The sequence below is a fragment of the Corallococcus sp. RDP092CA genome, from assembly GCF_041903675.1.
In the GTDB taxonomy this organism is placed as follows: domain Bacteria; phylum Myxococcota; class Myxococcia; order Myxococcales; family Myxococcaceae; genus Corallococcus.
Map to the genome: position 1 here is coordinate 17204 of NZ_JAYESI010000047.1, position 22215 is coordinate 39418.

Below are 22215 nucleotides of genomic sequence, written 5' to 3' on the forward strand. Positions count from 1 at the left end.
CGTCACACCTGAACTTCCATCCGGAGCTTCATCGACATGATCGCTTCCCTGCTTGCCGCCACGCTGCTCGCCGCCGCTCCCGTGAGCCCCATCAACGTGGTGAAGAACGGCAACGCCGCCGTCCAGAAGGCGGCCAATGCCCCCGGCGCCACCGTGCAGTCCCTGGCGAACGTCGTGGAGTCCTTCGTCGACTTCGAGGAGCTCGCCAAGCGCGCCCTGGGCGAGAAGGCCTGGGCGGGCCTCACCGCCGCCCAGCGCAAGGACTTCACCGAGACCATGACGGGGCTGCTGCGCGCCTCGTACGCCCAGAAGGCCATCGGCCAGGCGAAGGCGGACGTGAAGTACGGCAAGGAGAGCGTGCAGGGGAGCGAGGCCACGGTCGACACGGAGCTCACCGTGAAGTCGGACCAGGTCCCCGTGAACTACAAGCTCTTCAAGGCGTCGCCCAAGGCCGACTGGCGCATCTACGACGTCGTCACGGACGAGGTGTCGCTGGTGGACACCTACAGCGGCCAGTTCAAGAAGATCCTCTCCACCAAGGGCTTTGACGGCCTGCTGACGACGCTCAAGGCCAAGCGCGCCCAGCTGGAGAAGGAGAACGCCAACACCAGCGCGGCCTCCGTGAAAGAGTCCGCCGCCGGCTCCACGGGCGCCGCGCCGCAGGCGAAGTAGGGCAGGGCGCCTTCCGACAGCCTCACGCCGTTCCTTCCGCCCGGGGCCAGGATGCGCCCGGGCGGAGGCGTTTCAGGCCCCGGCGAGGGGCCCCGCGGCCTCAGGTGGGCCGCTGGTACACGCGGTACGTCTTGGAGCGCTGGCCGCCCATGGACTCGATGGCGCGGTTGACCAGGTGGTTGTCCTCCAGCGTCCAGGAGATCTCCCCGCCCGAGTACCCCAGCTCCTTCGCGGTGCGCAGGGTGTCCAGGTAGAGGATGGCGTCCAGGCCGCGGCGCCGGTAGCCCTCCTTGATGCCCAGGGTGATGAGGCGCAGCCGCTTGAGCCTGCGCGACGCCAGCACCAGCTTCACCAGGCCGATGGGCAGGCCGAAGGTGGTGAGCCGTCCGTTGGCCGCCTTGAAGGCCTCGTTGGCGTCCGGCAGCGTCATGGAGAAGGCCACGGGCTCGCCCTTCACCTCCGCGATGAGCAGCAGCTCCGGACGCACGATGGCCTTCATCTCCTTGGCCATGTGCTCGAACTCGCGGTCCGTGAAGGGGATGAAGCCCCAGTTCTTCTCCCAGGCCGCGTTGTAGATCTCCTTGATGCGCGCGACCTCCGCGGGGAAGTCCTTCAGGTTCACCGCGCGCACGGTGATGCCCTCGCGCTGGCGGATCTTCTCCGCGATGCGCGCCACCTTCTCCGGCGGCGGCGTGGACGCGGACAGCTCCCACGCCCACAGGTCCTTCGCCTTGGTGAAGCCGCACGTCTGGAGCAGGTCCGCGTAGTACGCCGGGTTGTACGGCATCATCAGCGCGGGCGGGCTGTCGAAGCCCTCCACGAGCAGGCCCCAGTCCTGGTTGGAGGAGAAGTTGGCCGGCCCCAGCACGGTGTCGATGCCGCGCGCCTTCAGCCACGCGCTGGCCGCGTCCAGCAGGCCCCGCGCCACGCCCGCGTCGTTCACGCACTCGAAGAGGCCGAAGAAGCCCTCCTTGGTGCCGTGGAACTCCATGTGGCGCGGGTTCTTGATGGCGGCCACCCGGCCCACCACGTCCTGCCCGCGGCGCGCGAGGAACAGCTCCACCTCCGCGTAGTCGAAGAAGGGGTTCTTCTTCGGGTCCAGGAAGTCGCGGCGCTCCATCTCCAGCGGCGGAACCCAGTTCGGCGCGTCACGGTAGAGCGTGTACGGCAGCCGGATGAACGCCGTCCGGTCCGCCGCGCCGCGCACAGGGGTCACCTGCACGTCGGAGGGGATGGAGGGAGCGGCGGAGGACGCTTCGTGCTTGGCGGGGTGGGCCATATGTGGGGGGCTCAGTTCCTTTCGGCCTGGTTGCCGCCGTCGGAACCGTCGCTGCCGTTGCGCATGAAGAGCTGCGCGCCCTTCTCCAGGAGCACGCCGCCCAGCTCGCTGCGCTTCTCCCACAGCTTGCGGGGCGCGCCGCCCAGCCGCCGCAGGTCCTCCGGCTGCAGGTTCGCCGCGCGCCAGGTGAGCTGCTCCACCGCGTCGAAGAACTTCCCGGCCATCTCCCGCGACGACATCCGCGACAGCTGGTCCAGGGAGAAGCCCTTGTCCGCGAGCAGGCCGGCGCTGCCCGCCGCCCACGTCTCGCTCGCCTTGTTGCTGCGCACCGCGCTGCCCGGCCGGGCGATCTTCACCGGCTCGTACACCGTGGGGCGCGTCTCCGGGATGACGTTGAGCTTGCGGCCGATCTTCTCGAAGGTGTCCAGCACCTGATCCAGCTGCGCGTCCGTGTGCGTCGCCATGTAGCTGGTGCGGATGAGCGCGTGGCCCGCCTCCACCGCCGGCGGGATGACGGGGTTGGCGAACACGCCCGCCTCGTGCAGCGCGCGCCAGAAGCGGAAGCACTTCACCTGGTCGCCGATGTGCACCGGCACCACCGGCGTCACCGACACGCCCGTGTCGAAGCCCATGGCGCGGAAGCCGTTGTGCATCTTCTCCGCGATGTCCAGCAGGCGCGCGCGGCGCTGCGGCTCCGCCTCGATGATCTCCGTCGCCTTCAGCGCCGCCGCGATGGACGCGGGCGTCATGGACGCGGAGAAGATGACCGAGCGCGCCTTGTGGCGGATGTAGTTGATGACCTCGAAGGGGCCCGCGAGCACGCCGCCCAGCGACGCGAAGCTCTTGGAGAACGTGCCCATCACCAGGTCCACGTCCTTCTCCAGGCCGAAGTACTCGGAGGTGCCCCGGCCCAGCTCGCCCAGCACGCCCATGGCGTGGGCGTCATCCGTCATCACGCGGGCGTTGTACTGCTTCGCCAGCTCCACGATGCGGGGCAGGTTGCAGATGTCGCCCTCCATGGAGAACACGCCGTCCGTGACGATGATCTTCCCGGCGCCCGGCTCCGCCGCGGCCAGCAGCTGCTCCAGGTGCTCCATGTCGTTGTGGCGGAACTTGCGCTCCGTCGCGAACGACAGGCGCACGCCGTCCACCAGCGACGCGTGGTTCGCGCGGTCGCTGAACACGATGTCGTGACGGCCCAGGATGGACGCCAGCGCCAGGTTCGTCTGGAACCCGGTGGAGATGACGATGGCCGCCTCCCGGTTGAGGAACTTCGCCAGCCGCGCCTCCAGCTCCTCATGCAGCGCCAGCGTGCCGTTGAGCAGGCGCGAGCCGGAGCAGGTGGTGCCAAAGCGCTCCGTGGCCTTGATGGCCGCCTCCTTCACGCGCGGATCCGAGGACAGGCCCAGGTAGTTGTTCGAGCCCACCATGATGACCCGCCGCCCCTCGATCTCCACCTCCGTGGCGCCGTGCGACGCCTCGATGGCCCGGAAGTACGGGTACAGGCCGGTGGCCTTGGCGATGCGGTAGTCCTTCCAGGTACGGCACTTGTCGAACACGTCGCTCATGGTGGTCTTTCTTACGCGTCGGGGGGTGTGGATCCGAGCCGCTTTCCATGTGCAGGGCGCGTTCCAGCTTCGGATTGCCCGGCCGCGCGAACACCCAGGGGGACGACGCGTGGGGGTCAATAAAGAGGGAAATCCACACTGTCAAGGCGGGGACGGCGCCATCGCACCCGGTGTGGGGCATCCGTGTCAGGGCGCGCCTTGACAGCCGTGGCGCATTGGTGGCACGCCGCGCCCCCAGGCCTGCGTTCGCCAGTGGATGCTCCAGCACCCTGCGCACACATGGGTTCACATGGGGAATGGGTTGTGAGGGGCCGTCTGTTTCGGGGGCCTGGATCATGGCCGGCTTATTGCTTCGCCGGCCAGCATCAGAGGAGCAGACGGTGTCCCAAGCACGACGGCAGCGGTGGTTCGAGGGCTTCATCCAGGCAGCGATGTCGCGCCCCTGGCAGGTGCTGCTCGCCATCGCCCTCTTGACGGCCGTCACGGGCGTCTTCGCGTCCCGCCTGGAGTTCCGCGGGTCGTTCGTGGAGCTGCTCCCGGAGGGCGCCCCGGAGGTCCGGGATCTGACACGCGTGTCAGAGAAGGCGGGCGGGGACGGGTACCTGGTCATCATGGCCAAGGGCGCGGCGCCGGAGGCCCTCAAGGCCTACGCCCGGGACTTCCAGAAGCGCCTGGAGGCGCTGCCGGAGGTCCGCTACGTCGAGCACCACTATGACGTGGCCTTCTTCCGCCGCCACGGGCTGCTGCTGCTGCCCACGGCGGAGGTCGCCTCGCTGCGTCAGGACCTGGAGGCCCGGGTCCGCTACGAGAAGGAGCGCGCGAGCCCCCTCTTCGTGGACCTGGGCGCGGACATCGCGCCGCCCACCTTCGAGGAGATCGCGAGGAAGCACACCCCGGACACGTCGCTGCCGGAGACGCTGGCGAACAAGGAGGGCACCGAGGTCTACCTGATGATCAAGCCGTCGGGGACGGCGGGGGACCTGGAGTTCGCGCGGCGCTTCGTGGCCACGGTGTTCGACACCGGCCGGAAGCTCGCGGCGGAGCAGTACCCGGGCGTGACGCTGGAGGCGACGGGCAACTTCCAGAACCGCATCGAAGAGGACGCGGTGATGCGCAGCGACCTGTCCAACGCGGGCCTGTTGTCCGCGCTCATCGCGGTGGGGCTGATCCTCCTGGCCACCCGGCGCATCTCCGCGCTGGCGGTGGTGGGCGTGCCGGTGATGGTGGGGCTGGTGCTGACGTTCGCGTTCGCGCAGGGCGCCATCGGCCACCTCAACATCGTGACGGGCTTCCTGGTCGCCATCCTCATCGGCCTGGGCATCGAGTACGGCGTCCACCTCTCCATGCGCTACTGGGAGGAGCGCGAGCAGCACGGCGTGAAGGAGTCGCTGACGGCGGCGGTGCGCGGCACCTTCAGCGGGGCGCTCACGTCCGCCTTCACCAACGCGGCGGCGTTCTTCGTGCTGGTGCTGGCGCAGTTCCACGCCTTCCAGCAGTTCGGCCTGCTCGCGGGCGTCGGCGTGCTGATGGCGGTCCTGACCGCGTACGCGATGGGGCCCTCGCTGCTCGCCATCGCGGAGCGCATCCGCCCGTTCCGTCGCGACGCCGCGCCCGCCGCCCAGGCCGCCACTCCGGCCGCGGCGCCGGCGCCGGAGAAGGAGTGGCGGCGCTGGCCCACGGGCGCCATCGTCGCGGTGGCGCTGTCGGTGGTGGGCTTCGCGGCGTACTCGGTGGCCATCGCGCCCCGGCTGGGCTTCGAGACCAACCTGCGCAACCTGAAGGGGGACTCGCCGGCGTCGCGCCTGGACGACCACATCACCGAGCAGATCGGCTCGCCGCTCAACCCCGCCATCCTCTCCGTGGACTCGCTGGACCAGGTCCGCGAGGTGGAGGCCGTCATCGCCCAGGTGAAGGCGCGGAACGGCGCCAACTCCGTGTTCCTGCGCACCGCGTCGCTGAGCGACCTGGTGCCGTCCGACGTGGCGGCCCACGAGGCGGAGATGGCCGGCATCCGGACGCTGCTGGACGGGCTGCCCAGGTCCGCGCAGCAGGATCCGCGGGTGAAGGACCTGCGGGAGATGGTGGACGCGAAGCCCTACGGGCTGGAGCAGCTGCCGGTGGAGGCGCGCCGCCGCTTCGAGGCGCTGGACGGCAAGGGGATGTTCCTCCTGCTGTTCCCGTCGGTGTCCAACTACGACACGCAGGACCTGCACCGCTGGGCGGCGCAGCTGGATGAAGTGGTCGCCGGGGCGAAGGCGAAGGGCATCGACCTGGCGGTCCTGGACAGCAACCGCATCGCCGCGCGCATCTTCTCCCTGGTCCGGGGGGACGGGCCGTTCATCCTCTGGTCCGCGGCGGTGGTGGTGTTCCTGGTCATCCTGGCCAGCCTGCGCAGCTTGAAGCGCGCGCTGCTGGTGGCGGGCCCCCTGTTCCTGGGCATGACCTGCCTGGCCGGCGGGATGTACCTGTTCGACGTCCAGCTCAACTTCATCAACGCGGTGGTGCTGCCCAACCTGCTGGCCATCGCCGTCGACAACTCCGTCCACCTGTACCACCGGTACGAGGAGGAGGGCCCCGGCTCGCTGGGCCGGGTGGTGCGCAACACCGGCTTCGCGGCGGTGGTGGCGACCCTGTCCAACGCGGCGGGCTACGGAGCGCTCCTCGTGGCGAACCATCAGGGCTTGCGCAGCATCGGACAGATTGCGCTACTGGGGGTCGTGAGCACCTTCCTGGGAACGACAGTGTTCTTCCCGGCCATGCTGGCGCTGCTGGAGCGGTGGAAGGGGCGGCGGTCCGCGGCGGTGGCGCCGGAGTCGGGCGCGGTGGTGCGGAGCCTCAATCTCGGGGGGGCCGGCGAGCTGCCGGTCGAATCGCCGGGGGAGCGCAAATCGGCGTGAGCATCTGGTCATTCAGCGAAGGCCGCGTGCGGCCGGTGACGGCGGCGTCGGAGGAGACGCTCGTCCGCTTCCGGCAGGTGGACGTGGTCCTGATGGTGGCCTGCTCGGTCGCCGCCCTGGTGTGCGTGGGCCCGGCCCGCTGGGCGCCGCACTCCGGCCGCAACGCGCTGCTCTTCCTCACGTTCGCGCTGGGCCTGCCGGCGGTGCGCATGCTGGAGGCGCGCTTCCCGCGCCAGCAGCTGCTCACCATCGCGGGGGACTTCTGGCTCCTGCCGGTGTCCGCGCTCGCCCACGGGTGGCTGGGTCCCATCGTGGACTGGATGAACCCGCTGCTGAAGGACGCCCAGCTCGTCGCGGTGGATCAGCGGCTCTTTGGCTTCCAGACCTCGGTGGCGCTGGCGCACGTGATTCCGCCCTGGGCCAACGACGTGCTGCTGCTCTGCTACTACGGCCACTTCATCTGGCCGCTGCTTCTGGGCGTCTACCTGTACGCCCGGGGCAGGGGGGCCACGCCCGCCTTCGATGAGTACCTGCTGGGGCTGGGGCTGCTGCTGGGCTTCAACTACGCGGCGTACTCGCTGGTGCCCGCGGTGGGGCCCCGGTACTTCCTCATCGGCGCGTTCGACGGGCCGGCCACCCACGGGTGGCTCCTCACGCCGCTGCTGGAGTCCATGATGCGCACGCCGGTGTATACCCGGGACTGCTTCCCGTCCGGGCACACCGGGGTGGCGCTGGTGGTGCTCTTCTACGCGTTCCGGTTCGCCCGGCGCTTCTTCTGGGTGATGCTCTTCCCGGGCCTGGGGCTCATCTTCGCGACGCTGGCGGGGCGGTTCCACTACGCCATCGACCTGGTGTGCGCGGTGCCCCTGGTGCTGGTGGTGACGGGGCTGGCGCTGGGCCTGTCCCGCGCCGCCCGGCAGCGCGCGGTGGAACAGGGCGCGCGTTCCGTGCCCGTGGACGCTATCGTCCGGCCCTGAACCGCCAGCCGGTCGCCCCGGGGTTCGGGGTGGACGTGCGCTGGCCTCAGAGGCCTGACCCATGTCCCCCCGGCCCGTGCTCGCGCAACGCGTCTCCCGCTTCGGCACCACCGTCTTCTCCGAGTTCAGCGCGCTGGCCCTGAAGCACCAGGCGATGAACCTGGGGCAGGGCTTCCCGGACTTCGACGGTCCGGACGCCATCAAGGAGGCCGCGTGGAAGGCCATCCAGGGCGGCGTCAACCAGTACGCCCCTGGCACGGGCGCCAAGGACCTGCGCAACGCCATCGCCGAGCACGCGCAGCGCTTCCATGGCCACGCCGTGGATCCGGACACCATGGTCACGGTGACGAGCGGCGCGACGGAGGCCATCCTCGACGTCATCCTGGGCCTGGTGGACCCCGGCGACGAGGTGGTGGCCTTCGAGCCGTTCTACGACTCCTACGACGCCAACATCGCCTTCGTGGGCGCCACGCCGCGCTACGTGCCGCTGCGCCCGCCGGACGCGGAGCACACCACCTGGTGGTTCGACCGGGACGAGGTGCGCGCCGCCTTCGGTCCGAAGACGCGGCTCCTCATCCTCAACTCGCCGCACAACCCCACGGGCAAGGTCTTCACCCGCGAGGAGCTGGAGTTCCTGGGCAACCTCTGCGCCGAGCACGACGTGAAGGTGCTGGCGGACGAGGTGTACGAGCACATCGTCTTCGCCCCCGCGAGGCACGTCCGCGCCGCCACGGTGCCGGTGCTCGCGGACCGCACGGTGACGGTGAGCAGCGCGGGCAAGTCCTTCAGCCTGACGGGGTGGAAGGTCGGGTGGATCATCGCGCCGCCGCCGCTCCGGGACGCGGTGCAGCGCGCGCACCAGTTCGTCACCTTCGCCACCGCGTCGCCGTTCCAGGCCGCCATGGCCGTGGCGCTGCGGCTGCCGGACAGCTACTTCCAGGAGCTGACGGCGCTCTACACCGCCAAGCGCGAGCGCCTGCTCACGGGCCTGCGCGAGGCGGGGCTCCAGGCGTTCTCGCCGGAGGGCAGCTACTTCATCCTCGCGGACATCCGCGGCTACGGCTTCGCGGACGACGTCGCGTTCTGCCGGCACCTGGTGACGGAGGTGGGCGTCGCGGGCATCCCGCCCAGCGTCTTCTACGGCCCGGAGCACCGGCACCTGGGCCAGCGCTTCGCGCGCTTCGCCTTCTGCAAGACGGAGGGCGTGCTGGATGAGGCCGTGCGCCGCCTGCGGGAGAGGCTGCCCGCCCTCAAGCGCTGAGGCCCACACGGCCGTGGGAGCCTTCTTCGGAGAGCTGTACCTGCGCAGCACGCTGCCGTACCTCTCCGAGGCGGTGACGGCCCGGGAAGCGGAGTACCTGTCCCGGGCGTTCGCGGACGTGGAGGGGCCGGTGGTGGACCTGGGCTGCGGCCACGGCCGGCACGCGGCGCGGCTCAACACCGGCGGCGCGCTCGCCGGGCGCGTGGTGGGCCTGGAGCTGGATCCGCTGTCCCTGCGCCTGCGCCGTCCGGGCTTCCCCGCGGTGCGGGGCGACCTGCGAGCGCTGCCCTTCCAGGACGCGTCCCTGGGCGGGGCCTATGCCTGGTACTCGACACTCTTCGCCTTCACCGACGCGGAGCACGTCCAGGTGCTGCGCGAGGTGGCGCGGGCGCTGCGGCCCGGCGGACGGTTGGTGCTCCAGACGGTCCCCTACGAGCGGCTGGCGCGAAGCCCGGGCGCGTCGTTCCGCGAGCGGTTACCGGATGGGAGTCTCCTGGAGGAGGAGAGCCGCTTCGACGCGACGCGTGGCAGGGATCTCGGGCGGCGTCAGCTCACCCTGCCCGACGGGCGCGTGCTGCGGGCGGCGTACGCGCTCCGTTACTATCCTCTTGCGGAACTGAAGGGGCTGTTGGAAAGCACGGGCTTTGCGGTGGAGTGGGTGCATGGCGGCCTGGAGGCCGGGCCCATGACACCCGAGTCAACCGACCTCATCGTGGGAGCCGGGCGCCGTTGACGGGGCCCGGGACACGTCCAGTGGATCCGAAAGAGACAACGCGAACGCGGGTCGGCCTGCTGGGGCAACTGCCCCGCAAGGTCGACGTGTACGAGGTCGGCCCCCGCGACGGCCTGCAGAACGAGCTGCGCACGCTGCCCACCCGCGACAAGGCGCGCCTCATCAACGCCCTGGTCGCCGCGGGGGAGAAGCGCATCGAGGTGACGTCGTTCGTGTCACCCAAGTGGATCCCCCAGCTGGCGGACGCGGACGAGCTGCTCAAGCTGGTGGGCCGCCGCCCCGGGGTCGTCTTCTCCGCGCTGGTGCCCAACCTGAAGGGCCTGGAGCGCGCGCAGGCGGCGGGCCTGGAGGAGGCCGCGGTGTTCATCTCCGCGTCGGAGGCCCACTCCAAGAAGAACATCAACAAGACCATCGCGGAGGCGCTGGCCGGCGCGAAGGAGGTGACGGCCGCCGCCCGCAAGGCCGGGATGCGCGTGCGCGGCTACCTGTCCACCGTGTGGGGCTGTCCCTACGAGGGCCACGTCCCGGTGGAGCGCGTGGTGGGCATCTGCCGTCAGCTGGTGGACGCGGGCATCTACCAGCTGAGCCTGGGCGACACGATTGGCGTGGGCACGCCCCGGCAGACGGAGGAGATCCTGACCGCGCTGCTCCAGCACATGCCGGTGGACACGCTGGCGCTGCACCTGCACGACACGCGCGGCACCGCGCTGGCCAACGCGCTCGTGGGCCTGTCTGCGGGCGTCACCACGTTCGACGCCAGCATCGGCGGGCTGGGCGGCTGTCCCTACGCGCCGGGCGCCGCGGGCAACCTGGCCACCGAGGACGCGGTGTTCATGCTGCACGGCATGGGCGTGGACACCGGCATCGACCTGGACAAGCTGGTGGAGGCCGGGGAGATCGCCCAGGAGCTCATCGGCCGGAAGCTCGCGGGCAAGTACCTCCAGGCCGCGCTCGGCGAGCGGGACAAGAAGGCCACCCGCCGCGCGCAGACCTGAGCCGCCCCAGCGGGGGCCACGGCGTCAGTGGTCCCCCAGCAGCACGGACAGCCGCTCCTCCAGGCCCAGGTGCTGGGCGGCGATCTGCAGCATGCGCCGCTCCTTGCGGTCGATGCGGCCGTCCACCAGGGCCATCTCCACGATGTGGCGCAGGAACACCTCCGCCTCCGGGCTGCCGCGCGGCACCAGGCGCTCGAAGAGCTGCGGCCCGGCGTTGAGGGCCATCTCCACGTTGGCCCACGACACGCTCCAGCGCTCCGCGCACAGCTTGAGCAGGCGGCGCTCGGCGGCGCTGACCTCGCCGTCCGCGGCGGCGATGGCCGCCATCATGTAGAGCAGCCGCTCGCGCTCCTTCACGTCCGTCACCACGCGGTCGCCGTCCCCCGGGCCGCCGCTGTCCTCGGGCGGGGGCGCCACGGCGCCGCGCTCGGCCCGGCGGGTCTCCTGGTAGCGGGCCACGTTGCGGGCCGTGCGCTGCGCGTGCTGGACGTTCCAGGACTCGAAGGGGAGGGCGGACGCGAGCACCCAGTCGCGCTCGCCGTTGCCCAGCACCGTGCCGCAGAACTCGCAGGTGTTGGCGGCGCTGTTGGTGGTGGGCGCGTTGCACTGCGGGCAGCGGTCCGTGGACATGCCGGTGTCCGTGTTCGTCTTCGCGCCGTGGCGGCGCACCAGCGTGAAGACCCAGCGCTGCGGCACCGTGGGCAGGCTGGGCGGCTTCTCGTTCACCGGGCCCACGCCCATGCGGGCGCTCCAGCGGATCTCCACCTGCGCCTCGTCGAAGGACTCCGGGTGCACCTCCAGCGCGCGCACGTCCACCGCGCCCACCGCGCACTCCAGGAAGACGCGGCGGCGGCCCTGCTTCGCCAGCTGGCCCAGCTCCGCCTCCAGCTTCGCGATGGCGTCCGCGTTGGCCACCTTGGACAGGCGCTGCGTCTCGTTGCGGCTCTGCGCGTCGATCCACTTCCAGAACAGCAGCGACGCGCGGTCCTCCAGCATCTCCAGGTTGAGCGCCGGGTCGTCCGCGCGCGCCTGCATCAGGCCGTCCACCTGCTTGTGGTGGCGCACGTGCTCCACGCCCTGCGTGATTTCGGAGAGCGTCCAGTCGTAGTTGCCGGAGTTCACCACCGCGTTGCAGAACTCGCAGGTATTGGCCGCGCCGCCCTTGTAGGGCGCGCCGCAGTTGGGGCACTTGCCCTGGAACAGGTCCTCACCGATGCGCGTCTGCGCGCCGGGCTTGCGCACGAAGGTCCACACCTCCGTGAACGTCTCCGGCGCCACGCGGCTGGCGGCGGCCATGGCCTGCGCGTCCGTCTGGTCCGCGGGCACGTCCGTGTCCCGGATGCTCGCGCGCACCCGCACGTGGATGCTGTCGTACCACGGGGTCTGGTGCAGGCCGATGAGCTGCACGTCCAGCACCTTCATGTCCGCGAGCGCGTCCCGCACGCCCTGCGCCTGCATCAGCGCCAGCTGGACGTTGAAGCGCTGCCACGTCGCGTCCGACAGGAAGGGGCGCACCGGCGTCATGTCCCGGCGGAACCAGGCCTGCTGCAGCTCCAGGAAGAGCCAGCGCACCTTCTCCAGCGTGGGCTCCAGCTCGAAGGACGGGTCCTTGAGCTTCAGCGCGTTCACCCACCCCTGCACGTCGCGGCCGGACACCTCCGTGCGGATCTCCGCCTCGCGCTGATCCAGCGCGCGCCGGGTGGTGGCGTCCGGGTGCAGGTTGCGCTTGTAGAGCCAGTAGATGCCGCCGCCGATGACGAGCAGCGGGAGGGTCACCTTCGGGTAGAGGAAGAGGAGGCGGATGAGGTCGAAGAGCAGCCAGAGGGGCAGACCGTCGCCGCTGCCACCCCCACCGCCGCCGCGGTCGCGGCCGGACGTGTAGTGCTCGCCGCCGCCGCCGCGTGCCAGGGCCACGAGCGGCAGGGCGACCACGAGCAGGGCGGACACGGTGAGCAGGCCGGGCAGCCACCGCCATGGGCGTTTCGTCGTTGGGCACGAAGGCATGGGCGAAATCCTATCCGTTTACGGCTTGCCAGACTGGGGAACAGGTTTCAGGCTGCGCGCCATTCACGCGGGCCGCCCGCCGCGGTCCGTCACGGGGAGCGAAGATGCCGGAGTTCAAGGTCGAGGCCCGCGGGGCCATCGAGATCTGGACCATCGACGGGGAGAGCCGCCGCAACGCCATCAGCCGCGCGATGCACCAGGAGCTGGACGCGCTCGTCTCCCGCGTGTCCTCCAGCCGCGCCGTGCGCGCCGTCATCCTCACCGGCGCGGGCGACAAGGCCTTCTGCGCGGGCGCGGACCTGAAGGAGCGCACCACCATGTCGGAGGACGAGGTGCGCGCCTTCCTCAACGGCCTGCGCGTCACCCTGCGCGCCATCGAGAAGAGCGACTGCGTCTTCATCGCCGCCATCAACGGCGCGGCCTTCGGCGGCGGCACGGAGCTGGCCCTGGCGTGCGACCTGCGCGTCGCCTCGCCCGCCACGGAGATGGGCCTCACGGAGGTGAAGCTGGGAATCATCCCCGGCGGCGGCGGCACGCAGCGGCTGGCGCGGCTGATCGGCCCCGGGCGCGCCAAGGACCTCATCCTCACCGCCCGGCGCGTCAACGCGGCGGAGGCCTTCAGCATCGGGCTGGTGAACCGGCTGGCCCCGGAAGGACACCTGCTGGAGGTCGCCTTCCAGCTCGCGGAGGCCGTGGTGGAGAACGCCCCCGTGGCCGTGGCCACCGCCAAGCACGCCATCGACGAGGGCACCGGCCTGGAGCTGGAGGACGCGCTGGCGCTGGAGCTCGAGAAGTACGAGGAGGTGCTCAAGACGGAGGACCGGCTGGAAGGGCTCCGCGCCTTCGCGGAGAAGCGTCCCCCCGTCTATAAAGGCCGCTAGGGCCCCCGAAAGCGACAGGGGCGGCAGGCCCGCGGTTGCCCGCGGACCGTGCGGCCCCTGCGCGCCACCCTCCACTCGACGTCAGGCGCTCGCGGTCTTCTCGCCGCCGATGTTCACGCCCTGCTTGTTGATGTAGCCCATCGCCTTGTCCTTGACGGTGGTGCGCAGCTCCGTGCCGCGGCTCGGGGCCAGGAGCAGGGCCACCACGCTGCCCGCGGCGGCGCCCAGGAGGAACGCCCCCAGGCCGCCCAGGCCCGCGCGCGCCGGCTTGTACGTCGTCAACCCCACATAGCGCAGCGCGTCGTCCGGGTCGAACCGGTCCCAGGACTTCCGGGCCGCCTTGCCGGCCTTGTCCGCGTACTCGGGGAGCTGGTCGAGCAGCTGGTGCGCCAGGAACTGGCGGTACAGCTTGCTCTTGGCCAATGCCTTCGCCTGCCACGTCGCCTTCTTCGCTCTGAACATGGATCCCTCCTGGGCCGGATGCGGTTCAACGGGTCGAGCGTGGCCCGCCTGGGTGCACACCCCCCGTGCGACATGAAGGTAGGCAGGGAGGCCCCTGGCGACACCCCCCGGAGCGCTCCGCCGTGGCTCCATGCGTCGTCCGTTGGACGGCACGGCTGGCGGCAGGAGTGGCAAGAAGGCAGCCAGGCCTGGGGTTTCTTGGTATGGGACGACGGCCATGTCCTCAGATCAGAAACTGCTCGAGAAGCTCTCCCAGGTGGAGAAGGGCGGCGCGCCCAAGTACCACGCGAAGAACGCGGAGACGGGCAAGCTCTTCGCGCGCGAGCGCATCCGGCTGCTCGTGGACGCGGACTCCTTCGTGGAGGACGGGAAGCTCGCCAACAACCTGGACCCGGAGCTGCCCTCCGACGGCGTCATCACCGGCGTCGCGCGCATCGACGGGCGCGCGGTGGCCGTCATGGCCAACGACTCCACGGTGAAGGCGGGCAGCTGGGGCGCGCGCACGGTGGAGAAGATCCTCCGCATCCAGGAGACGGCGAAGGCGCTGCGCTGCCCGCTGCTCTACCTGGTGGACAGCGCGGGCGCGCGCATCACGGACCAGGTGGAGATGTTCCCCGGCCGCCGCGGCGCGGGCCGCATCTTCTACAACGAGGTCCACCTGTCGGGCTTCGTCCCGCAGATCTGCCTGCTCTTCGGCCCGTCCGCCGCGGGCGGCGCCTACATCCCCGCGTTCTGCGACTTGGTCATCATGGTGGAGGGCAACGCCTCCATGTACCTGGGCAGCCCGCGCATGGCGGAGATGGTCATCGGCGAGAAGGTCACCCTGGAGGAGATGGGCGGCGCGAAGATGCACTGCTCCGTGTCCGGCGTGGGCGACGTGCTGGTGAAGACGGAGCAGGAGGCCATCGCCGCCGCGAAGCAGTACCTGGCCTTCTTCCCGGAGAACTTCTCCAAGGCCCCGCCCGCCGTCGAGCTGAAGGCCCCCAGGCACAGCGGCAAGCGCGTGGACGAGATCGTCCCGCCGGATCAGAACAAGCCCTTCGACATGCACGCGCTCATCGCGGAGCTCATCGACGAGGGGAGCTGGTTCGAGGTGAAGAAGCTCTTCGCGCAGGAGCTCATCACGGGACTGGCGCGCATCGGCGGCCGCCCGGTGGGCATCGTCGCGAACCAGCCCAAGTACAAGGGCGGCGTGCTCTTCGTGGACAGCGCGGACAAGGCGGCCCGGTTCATCTGGCTGTGCGACGCGTTCAACATCCCGCTCCTGTACCTGGCGGACGTGCCGGGCTTCATGATCGGCACCAAGGTGGAGCGCGCGGGCATCATCCGCGCGGGCGCGAAGATGATCTCCGCGGTGTCCGAGGCCAGCGTGCCGCGCATCTGCGTGGTGGTGCGCAAGGCCTACGGCGCCGGCCTCTACGCCATGAGCGGTCCGGGCTTCGCGCCGGAGGCCACGCTCGCGCTGCCCCAGGCGATGATCGCCGTGATGGGCCCGGAGGCGGCGGTCAACGCCGTCTACTTCAACAAGATCCAGGAGCTGCCGGAGGCCGAGCGGCCGGCCTTCGTCCAGAAGCTCCGCGACGAGTACAAGCAGGACGTGGACATCTTCAAGCTGGCCAGCGAGCTCATCATCGACGCGGTGGTCCCCGGCGACTCCCTGCGCGGGGAATTGATGCAGCGTTACTCGCTTTATGCGGGCCAGTTCCAGCCCCGTGCGGAGAAGAAGCACGGCGTCCACCCCGTCTGAAGTTCCCCCACCCGCCGTCTCCGCTCTAGATTCCGCACCCGACCATGGACTTCGAACTCCCTGAAAGCCACCGCGCCCTCCAGGCCTCCCTCCGTGAATTCTGCGAACGCCGCGTGAAGCCCTACGCGCGCGAGTGGGACAAGGACGAGAAGTTCCCCATGGAGGTGGTCAAGGAGCTGGGGCAGCTGGGCGTGCTGGGCATGCTCGTCTCCGAGGAGTACGGGGGCGCGGCCATGGACTCGCTCGCGGTGGCGGTGGCGGTGGAGGAGATCGCCCGCTACGACGGCTCGCTCGCGCTCACGGTGGCCAGCCACAACGGCCTGGGCACCAGCCACGTGCGCGTCTTCGGCAACAAGGCGCAGCACCAGCGCTACCTGCCCAAGCTCGCCTCCGGTGAGTGGCTGGGCGCGTGGGGCCTCACCGAGCCGGGCTCCGGTTCGGACGCGTCCGGCATGCGCACCACCGCCGTGAAGAAGGGCGGCAGGTGGGTGCTCAACGGCGCGAAGATGTTCATCACCCAGGGCACGGTGGGTGACGTGTTCGTGGTGCTGGCGCTCACCTCGCCGGAGAAGCGCCAGAAGGGCATCACCGCCTTCGTGCTGGAGAAGGGCATCCCCGGCTTCAGCCAGCGCTCCATCCACGGGAAGCTGGGCATGCGCTCGTCGGATACGGCCGAGCTCATCCTGGAGAACGTGGAGGTCGGTGACGACGCCATCGTGGGCGAGGTCGACCGCGGCTTCATCGACACGCTCAAGATCCTCGACAAGGGGCGCATCACCATCGGCGCGCTGTCGGTGGGCCTGTTGCGCGGGGCGCTGGAGGAGTCGGTGGCGTACTCGCGCGACCGCACCGCGTTCGGCCAGCCCATCGGCGAGTTCCAGGGCCTGCGCTGGATGATGGCGGACATGAAGACGGAGCTGGAGGCGGCGCGGCTCCTGGTGCACCGCGCGGCGCGGCTCGCGGACGCGGGGCAGCCGTACTCGCAGGCGGCGTCCATGGCGAAGCTCTTCGCGTCGGAGGCGGCCATGCGCGGGTGCAGCAAGGCGGTGCAGATCCACGGCGGCTACGGCTACACGCGCGAGTTCCCCGTGGAGCGCTACCTGCGCGACGCCAAGCTCTGTGAGATTGGCGAAGGCACGAGCGAGATCCAGCGGACCATCATCGCCCGCGAGACCTTCAAAGGCGCCTGATGGATACCGCTCGGCTGCGAGAGCTGGGGCTCCAGGTCCGTGAGGAGCCGTCTGGCGTCGAAGTGGTGCTGGATCTGGAGGCCGCGTCCCTGGTGAACCCCATCACCAAGGACTTCATCACCGAGATCACCTTCCAGGTGATGGGGGACCGGCTCATCCCCATCGCGCCGCCGGCGGTGGTGGGCATGACGCCCGTCCTCCTGTCCGCCATCGACGCGGCGGAGGAGATGCAGGCGCTCCTGCTGGACACCTTCAGCGAGCACGTCTTCCACCTGCAGCGCCGCTCGGAGGAGCTCCAGCTCCTGGGCCTGCCCGCGGACGTGGATCCGCAGTCGCTGGAGCTGTCCACGAACGTGAAGGAGGGCCAGCTCGCGGTGAAGCTGGTGGCGGACCGGCAGGGCAACTTCCGCATCGCGCAGGCCCTCCGCGGCCGTGAGGAGCTGACCACCGCCGCCGGGCACGTCATCGAGCTGTCCGAGTTCCGCGAGAAGGCTGCGCTGACGGGCTACCTGTCCGCGCTGCTGGGCGAGCCCCTGCCGCGCGCGCCGCAGGTGGCGTCCGGCGCGGAGCCGGTGCGCTTCGTGGAGATCGTGGAGAAGTTCGGGCAGGAGGCGCTGGTGCCGCCGCGCAGCAGCCTGGAGCTGCTGGCGCAGCTCCAGGTGGAGGGCCGCGCCTACCGCTTCGCCGCCGCGCGCATCGCCGGGCGCACCTTCCGGGGCCTCCTGGCGGGCACGCAGGGCAAGGTGTGGGCGGGCCGCTTCGAGCTGGATGAGTTCCCCGGGGTGGTGCGGCTGGTGGCGGAGCTGCTGAAGGTGCCTCCCGAGGCCGTGCGACTCGTGGGCCCGGACGCCCCCCAGGAGTGAGCCGCGTGGAGAAGATGACCCTCGCCGAGCGGGTGCAGGCGCTTGAGACGCGCCTGGACGTGCAGTTCTCCAAGCGCGACCTGGCCCTGGAGGCGCTGACGCACAAGACCTACGTCAACGAGAACCGCGACCAGAACCTCAAGGACAACCAGCGCCTGGAGTTCCTGGGCGACGCCGTGGTGGACCTGGCCGTGAGCCACCGGCTGATGGACCGCTGCCCGGGCGTCCCCGAGGGCGAGCTCACCAAGATGCGCGCCCGCATCGTCCACGAGGAGGGCCTGGCCCGCGTGGCCCGCGGCCTGCGCCTGGGCGAGCTGCTCCTGCTGGGCCGGGGCGAGTCCCAGTCCGGGGGCCGCGACAAGAACTCCATCCTCGCGGACGCGCTGGAGGCGGTGCTGGGCGCGGTGTACCTCAGCGGCGGCCTGGAGCCGGCGCTGGCCCTGGTGGACCGCTGCTTCACGGAGCTCCTGGAGGAGGTGACCTCCGGCGCCGGCCGCCTGGACTACAAGACGCTCCTCCAGGAGCTGTCGCACGAGCGGCTCAAGCTGTCGCCGCGCTACCGCGTGGTGTCGGAGACGGGCCCGGAGCACTCCAAGGTGTTCGAGGTGGAGGTGTGCATCGGGGAGGCCGTGTACGCCCGCGCCAGCGGCCGGAACAAGAAGGAGGCCGAGCAGGCGGCCGCTCGCACCACGCTGGAGCGCCTGAAGGCCGAGCCGGCTTCCGGGGCCTCCCCGGCTGTCGCGGCCCCCGCTCCGGGGGGCCTCGCACCGGACGACCCTCCGGCGTGAAAGCCCTTGGAGGGGCAGGGGGGTGGGGGGTAGGGTCCGCGCCTTCCAGCCCTGGAGGCTGTCCCGTATGCACCGTCTTCTCGGTATCACCGCGGCGCTGGCCGCCGTCGTGGCGCTCGCCGCCGAGCCCGCAGCGGGCCCCTGGACGAAGAAGGTCCAGGCCGGCAAGGACGTCTACGCGACGCTGAAGACGAGCCAGGGCGTCATCACCGTGAGGCTCTTCTCCAAGGAGGCGCCCCGGACGGTGGAGAACTTCGTGGGCCTGGCCACCGGCGAGAGGGCCTGGACGGACCCGAAGACGGGGGCGCAGGTGAAGGGCAAGCCGCTCTACGACGGCACCGTCTTCCACCGCGTCATCCCGGGCTTCATGATTCAGGGCGGCGACCCCACCGGCACCGGCATGGGCGACCCGGGCTACCGCTTCGCGGACGAGTTCCAGAGCGGCCGGACCTTCGACAAGCCGGGCCTGCTGGCCATGGCCAACGCGGGCCGCAACACCAACGGCAGCCAGTTCTTCATCACCACCTCCACGCCCTCGAACCTCAACAACCGCCACACCATCTTCGGCGAGGTCATCACCGGCTACGACGTGGTGGAGAAGATCGGCAACGTGCCGCGCAGCGCGGAGGACCGCCCGCAGACGCCCGTGGTCCTGGAGACCATCACGCTGGGTGACAAGGCGCCCAGGGCGCCGGCCGCCCCCAAGCCCGCCGCCCCCAAGAGCACCCCGCGATGAGCTTCATGGCGCAGGCCCGCGAGGGCACGGAGCTGTTCGGCGCCTTCCACACCACGGAGGGGCGCATCGTTGTGCGCCTGTTCTCCAAGGAGGCGCCCCGGACGGTGGAGAACTTCGTGGGCCTGGCCACCGGGGAGAAGCCCTGGACGGACCCCATCACCTTCCAGCCCCAGCACGGCCGCCCGCTCTACGACGGGACGCTCTTCTTCCGCTGCATCAAGGACTTCATGATCCAGGGCGGGGACCCGACCAGCCGGGGCAACAACGGCCCAGGCTTCCGTTTCGAGGATGAGTTCCAGAGTGGCCGGCGTTTCGACAAGAAGGGCGTGCTGGCCATGGGCAACACCGGCCCCAACACCAACGGCAGTCAGTTCTTCATCACCGTGGCGCCGCAGAAGCACCTGGACAACCGCTACACCATCTTCGGCGAGGTGGTGGAGGGGCAGGACGTGGTGGACCGCATCGCCAACGAGCTTCCCAAGGACTCAAACGACCGTCCCCGCCGGGACGTGCGCATCCAGACGTTGACCATCTCCACGGCGCGGCCGTCGTAAAGGCCGTCCGCCGTACCCTGGCAGTTCCCCCGGGGCCTTCCCGTCGTCGCGAGTCGGAAGGCCCACTGATCATCTCCGGAAGTATGGCCTCCCAGTCCCAGAAGAAGACCCCTCGCGCTGGCTTCGCCGCGCTCATCGGCCGGCCCAACGTGGGCAAGAGCACGCTGCTCAACGCCCTCACGGGCGAGAAGATCGCCATCGTCTCGCCCAAGCCGCAGACCACCCGCAACCGCATCCTGGGCGTGGTGACGCGTCCGGAAGGGCAGGTGGCGTTCATCGACACCCCGGGCATCCACCAGGCCAAGGGGGAGCTCAACCGCTACATGGTGGAGGCCGCCCTCGCCGCGGCCGAGGAGGTGGACCTGGTCCTCTTCCTCATCGAGCCGCCCCAGGGCGAGACGCTGGACGTGACGCCGGGCAACCGCGCCATCCTCGAGCGGCTGCAGAAGGTGGGCAAGCCCACCTTCCTGGTCATCAACAAGATCGACTCCATCCCCAAGGCGAAGCTGCTGCCGCTCATCGCCCTCTACGGCCAGGAGTTCCCCTTCGCGGAGGTGGTGCCCATCTCCGCGCGCGAGAAGGACGGCGTGGAGCACCTGTTCCAGGTCGTGCTCGGCCACCTGCCGGAGGGCGAGGCCCTCTTCGCGGAGGACATGCTCACGGATCAGCAGGAGCGCGTCCTGGTGGCGGAGTACATCCGCGAGCAGGTGCTCCGGCACTGCCGCCAGGAGATCCCGTACTCCACCGCGGTGCTGGTGGACGTGTTCGACGAGTCCGAGCGCGAGCCGCGCCCGGGCACGCCCCCGGGCCAGCTGGGCGGCCTCATCCGCATCGCGGCGTCCATCTACGTGGAGCGCGACAGCCAGAAGGCCATCCTGATTGGCAAGCAGGGGCAGATGCTGAAGCTCATCGGCACGGACGCGCGCAAGTCCGTGCAGCGCCTGCTGGGCGCGCACGTGTACCTGGACCTGCGCGTGCGCGTGGAGGCCCGCTGGAGCGAGCGCGCCGCGGGCCTGAGGAAGCTGGGGTACGAGTGATGTCGCCGCCGAGGTCCGTGCCGCTGACGTCGTTGAAGCCGAAGTCGTCGTCGCTGTCGAGAGAGACTCCATGAAGCCGCTGGTCGCCATCGTCGGTCGCCCCAACGTGGGCAAGAGCACGCTGTTCAACCGCCTGGTGGGCCGCCGCATCGCGCTCGTGGAGGACGAGCCGGGCGTCACCCGCGACCGCCACTACGCCGACGCGGAGTGGGAGGGCCGCGCCTTCACCCTCATCGACACGGGAGGCTTCGTCCCGGGGGAGAAGGACACGCTGCTCCAGTCGGTGCGAGAGCAGGCCCAGTTCGCGGTGGAGGAGTGCGACGTCATCATCTTCGTGGTGGACGCGCGCGCGGGCATGACCACCGCGGACGAGGCCGTCGCCCAGTACCTGCGCAAGGCGGGCAAGCCCGTCGTCGTCGCGGCCAACAAGCTGGACAACGAGTCCGGGCAGATGCAGTCGCTGGCCGGCGAGTTCTTCCGCCTGGGCCTGGGCGACGTGAACGCCATGTCCGCCGAGCACAACCTGGGCATGGGCAGCCTGATGGACTCCGTGGTGTCCAGGCTCCCGCCGAAGCGGGAGGACGAGGACGCCGAGGCGCCGCCGGACGACGGGAAGATCCGCGTGGCCATCATCGGCCGGCCCAACGTGGGCAAGAGCACCCTGGTCAACGCCATCCTCCAGGAGAAGCGCGTCGTCACCAGCGACGTCGCCGGCACTACGCGCGACCCCATCGACTCCGAGGTCACCTACAAGGGCACGCCGCTCATCCTCACGGACACCGCGGGCATCCGGCGCAAGAAGACCATCGCGCACCAGGTGGAGCAGTACTCGGTCATCGCGGCGCTGAAGGTGCTGGAGCGCAGCGACGTGGCGGTGCTCCTGATGGACGCCACGGAGCCCGCGGTGGACCAGGACGCGAAGCTCGCGGGCCTGTCCATGGACCGCGGTCGCGCGCTGGTCATCGTGGTGAACAAGTGGGACCTCGTGGCGGAGGACAAGCGCCGCCAGGAGTCCTTCCGCGAGGAGCTCAAGCACGCGCTCAAGTTCGTGGGCTACGCGCCGGTCCTCTTCACGTCCGCCCTGCACGGCTCCAAGGTGGAGAAGGTGGTGGACGTGGCGGTGGAGCTGGCGAAGCAGTTCCGCTTCCGGGCGCCCACCCCCCAGCTCAACAAGCTGCTGGACTACATGGTGGACAACAACCCGGCCCCCATCGTGAAGGGCAAGCCGCTGCGCCTGTACTACATCGCCCAGGTGGCGGCGGCGCCGCCGACCTTCGCCCTCACGTGCAATGCGCCGCAGGGTGTGCCGGACATGTACAAGCGGTACATCACCAACCAGATCCGCAAGACCTTCGACCTGCGGGTGCCCATCCGCCTGCTCTTCCGCGAGCGGCCAGGCAAGGCCAAGCGCGAGGCCCGCAAGAACCCGCACCTGGCGGGGAAGGGTGGCAAGAAGGGTGGGAAGCGCGCGGGGCGGGACTGACCGCGCTCGCGCGTTGACACTCGCGGCGGGCGCTCTTTACAGTGCGCCGCTTTCCCAGAGAGAAGAGCACCGTCGAGCCGGAGAGAGG

General features: G+C 70.4%; 19 protein-coding genes. 15 read left to right on the plus strand and 4 right to left on the minus strand.

Going from position 1 to position 22215, the window contains the following annotated elements:
* The first annotated feature begins 36 nt into the window (after positions 1-36).
* Positions 37-672 (plus strand): phospholipid-binding protein MlaC, encoded by a 636-nt coding sequence (locus U8525_RS32210; protein WP_374270556.1) that lies wholly within the window; start codon positions 37-39, stop codon positions 670-672.
* Positions 673-772: 100 nt separating this feature from the next.
* Here the strand turns inward: U8525_RS32210 and U8525_RS32215 are convergent, their stop codons facing one another.
* Together U8525_RS32215 and U8525_RS32220 are read right to left on the minus strand one after the other, a co-directional pair.
* Complete coding sequence (locus U8525_RS32215; protein ID WP_374270557.1) at positions 773-1951, minus strand: N-acetyltransferase; 1179 nt, start codon at positions 1949-1951, stop codon at positions 773-775.
* Between the two features lie 11 nt (positions 1952-1962).
* On the minus strand, positions 1963-3519 hold the full coding sequence (locus U8525_RS32220) for an aminotransferase class I/II-fold pyridoxal phosphate-dependent enzyme (protein ID WP_374270558.1): 1557 nt from the start codon (positions 3517-3519) through the stop codon (positions 1963-1965).
* 431 nt (positions 3520-3950) lie between these two features.
* Between U8525_RS32220 and U8525_RS32225 the strand changes: the two genes are divergently transcribed.
* The 5 genes from U8525_RS32225 to U8525_RS32245 all read left to right on the plus strand — a co-directional run bounded on the left by U8525_RS32225 (position 3951) and on the right by U8525_RS32245 (position 10382).
* Positions 3951-6416 (plus strand): RND family transporter, encoded by a 2466-nt coding sequence (locus tag U8525_RS32225; RefSeq protein WP_374270583.1) that lies wholly within the window; start codon positions 3951-3953, stop codon positions 6414-6416.
* Positions 6413-7393 (plus strand): phosphatase PAP2 family protein, encoded by a 981-nt coding sequence (locus U8525_RS32230; protein WP_374270559.1) that lies wholly within the window; start codon positions 6413-6415, stop codon positions 7391-7393. The genes U8525_RS32225 and U8525_RS32230 overlap by 4 nt, the downstream gene beginning before the upstream one ends.
* 61 nt (positions 7394-7454) lie before the next feature.
* Positions 7455-8654, plus strand: coding sequence for an aminotransferase class I/II-fold pyridoxal phosphate-dependent enzyme (locus U8525_RS32235; protein WP_374270560.1), 1200 nt, complete (start codon positions 7455-7457; stop codon positions 8652-8654).
* 13 nt (positions 8655-8667) lie between these two features.
* On the plus strand, positions 8668-9387 hold the full coding sequence (locus tag U8525_RS32240) for a class I SAM-dependent methyltransferase (RefSeq protein WP_374270561.1): 720 nt from the start codon (positions 8668-8670) through the stop codon (positions 9385-9387).
* 20 nt (positions 9388-9407) lie between these two features.
* A complete protein-coding gene (locus U8525_RS32245) occupies positions 9408-10382 on the plus strand; it encodes a hydroxymethylglutaryl-CoA lyase (protein WP_374270562.1) in 975 nt (324 codons plus the stop codon).
* Between the two features lie 24 nt (positions 10383-10406).
* Here U8525_RS32245 and U8525_RS32250 read toward each other — a convergent pair whose 3' ends face one another.
* On the minus strand, positions 10407-12386 hold the full coding sequence (locus tag U8525_RS32250; protein ID WP_374270563.1) for a TIM44-like domain-containing protein: 1980 nt from the start codon (positions 12384-12386) through the stop codon (positions 10407-10409).
* 104 nt (positions 12387-12490) lie between these two features.
* Here U8525_RS32250 and U8525_RS32255 point away from each other — a divergent pair, with 104 nt between their 5' ends.
* Positions 12491-13267, plus strand: a complete 777-nt coding sequence (locus U8525_RS32255) for an enoyl-CoA hydratase-related protein (RefSeq protein ID WP_374270564.1) — start codon at positions 12491-12493, stop codon at positions 13265-13267.
* Between the two features lie 81 nt (positions 13268-13348).
* On the opposite strand, the gene U8525_RS32260 is transcribed toward U8525_RS32255, so the two are convergent.
* Positions 13349-13729 carry a YtxH domain-containing protein gene (locus U8525_RS32260; RefSeq protein WP_374270565.1) on the minus strand — a complete coding sequence of 127 codons (381 nt, stop codon included), beginning with the start codon at positions 13727-13729 and terminating at the stop codon, positions 13349-13351.
* Between the two features lie 217 nt (positions 13730-13946).
* Here U8525_RS32260 and U8525_RS32265 point away from each other — a divergent pair, with 217 nt between their 5' ends.
* From U8525_RS32265 to der, 8 genes are all read left to right on the plus strand, one after another.
* A complete protein-coding gene (locus U8525_RS32265; RefSeq protein ID WP_374270566.1) occupies positions 13947-15476 on the plus strand; it encodes an acyl-CoA carboxylase subunit beta in 1530 nt (509 codons plus the stop codon).
* A gap of 44 nt (positions 15477-15520) precedes the next feature.
* Entirely contained in the window at positions 15521-16666 is a 1146-nt protein-coding gene (locus U8525_RS32270; protein ID WP_374270567.1) for an acyl-CoA dehydrogenase family protein, read from the plus strand.
* Positions 16666-17529: a hypothetical protein gene (locus U8525_RS32275; RefSeq protein ID WP_374270568.1), complete on the plus strand. Its 864-nt coding sequence runs from the start codon at positions 16666-16668 to the stop codon at positions 17527-17529. Before U8525_RS32270 ends, U8525_RS32275 begins: the two co-directional genes overlap by 1 nt.
* A gap of 14 nt (positions 17530-17543) precedes the next feature.
* Complete coding sequence (gene rnc, locus U8525_RS32280) at positions 17544-18317, plus strand: ribonuclease III (protein WP_374270584.1); 774 nt, start codon at positions 17544-17546, stop codon at positions 18315-18317.
* A gap of 67 nt (positions 18318-18384) precedes the next feature.
* On the plus strand, positions 18385-19053 hold the full coding sequence (locus tag U8525_RS32285; protein WP_374270569.1) for a peptidylprolyl isomerase: 669 nt from the start codon (positions 18385-18387) through the stop codon (positions 19051-19053).
* A complete protein-coding gene (locus tag U8525_RS32290) occupies positions 19050-19607 on the plus strand; it encodes a peptidylprolyl isomerase (protein ID WP_374270570.1) in 558 nt (185 codons plus the stop codon). Before U8525_RS32285 ends, U8525_RS32290 begins: the two co-directional genes overlap by 4 nt.
* A gap of 83 nt (positions 19608-19690) precedes the next feature.
* A complete protein-coding gene (gene era, locus U8525_RS32295) occupies positions 19691-20644 on the plus strand; it encodes a GTPase Era (RefSeq protein WP_374270571.1) in 954 nt (317 codons plus the stop codon).
* Positions 20645-20714: 70 nt separating this feature from the next.
* On the plus strand, positions 20715-22127 hold the full coding sequence (gene der, locus U8525_RS32300) for a ribosome biogenesis GTPase Der (protein WP_374270572.1): 1413 nt from the start codon (positions 20715-20717) through the stop codon (positions 22125-22127).
* Positions 22128-22215 lie beyond the last annotated feature (88 nt).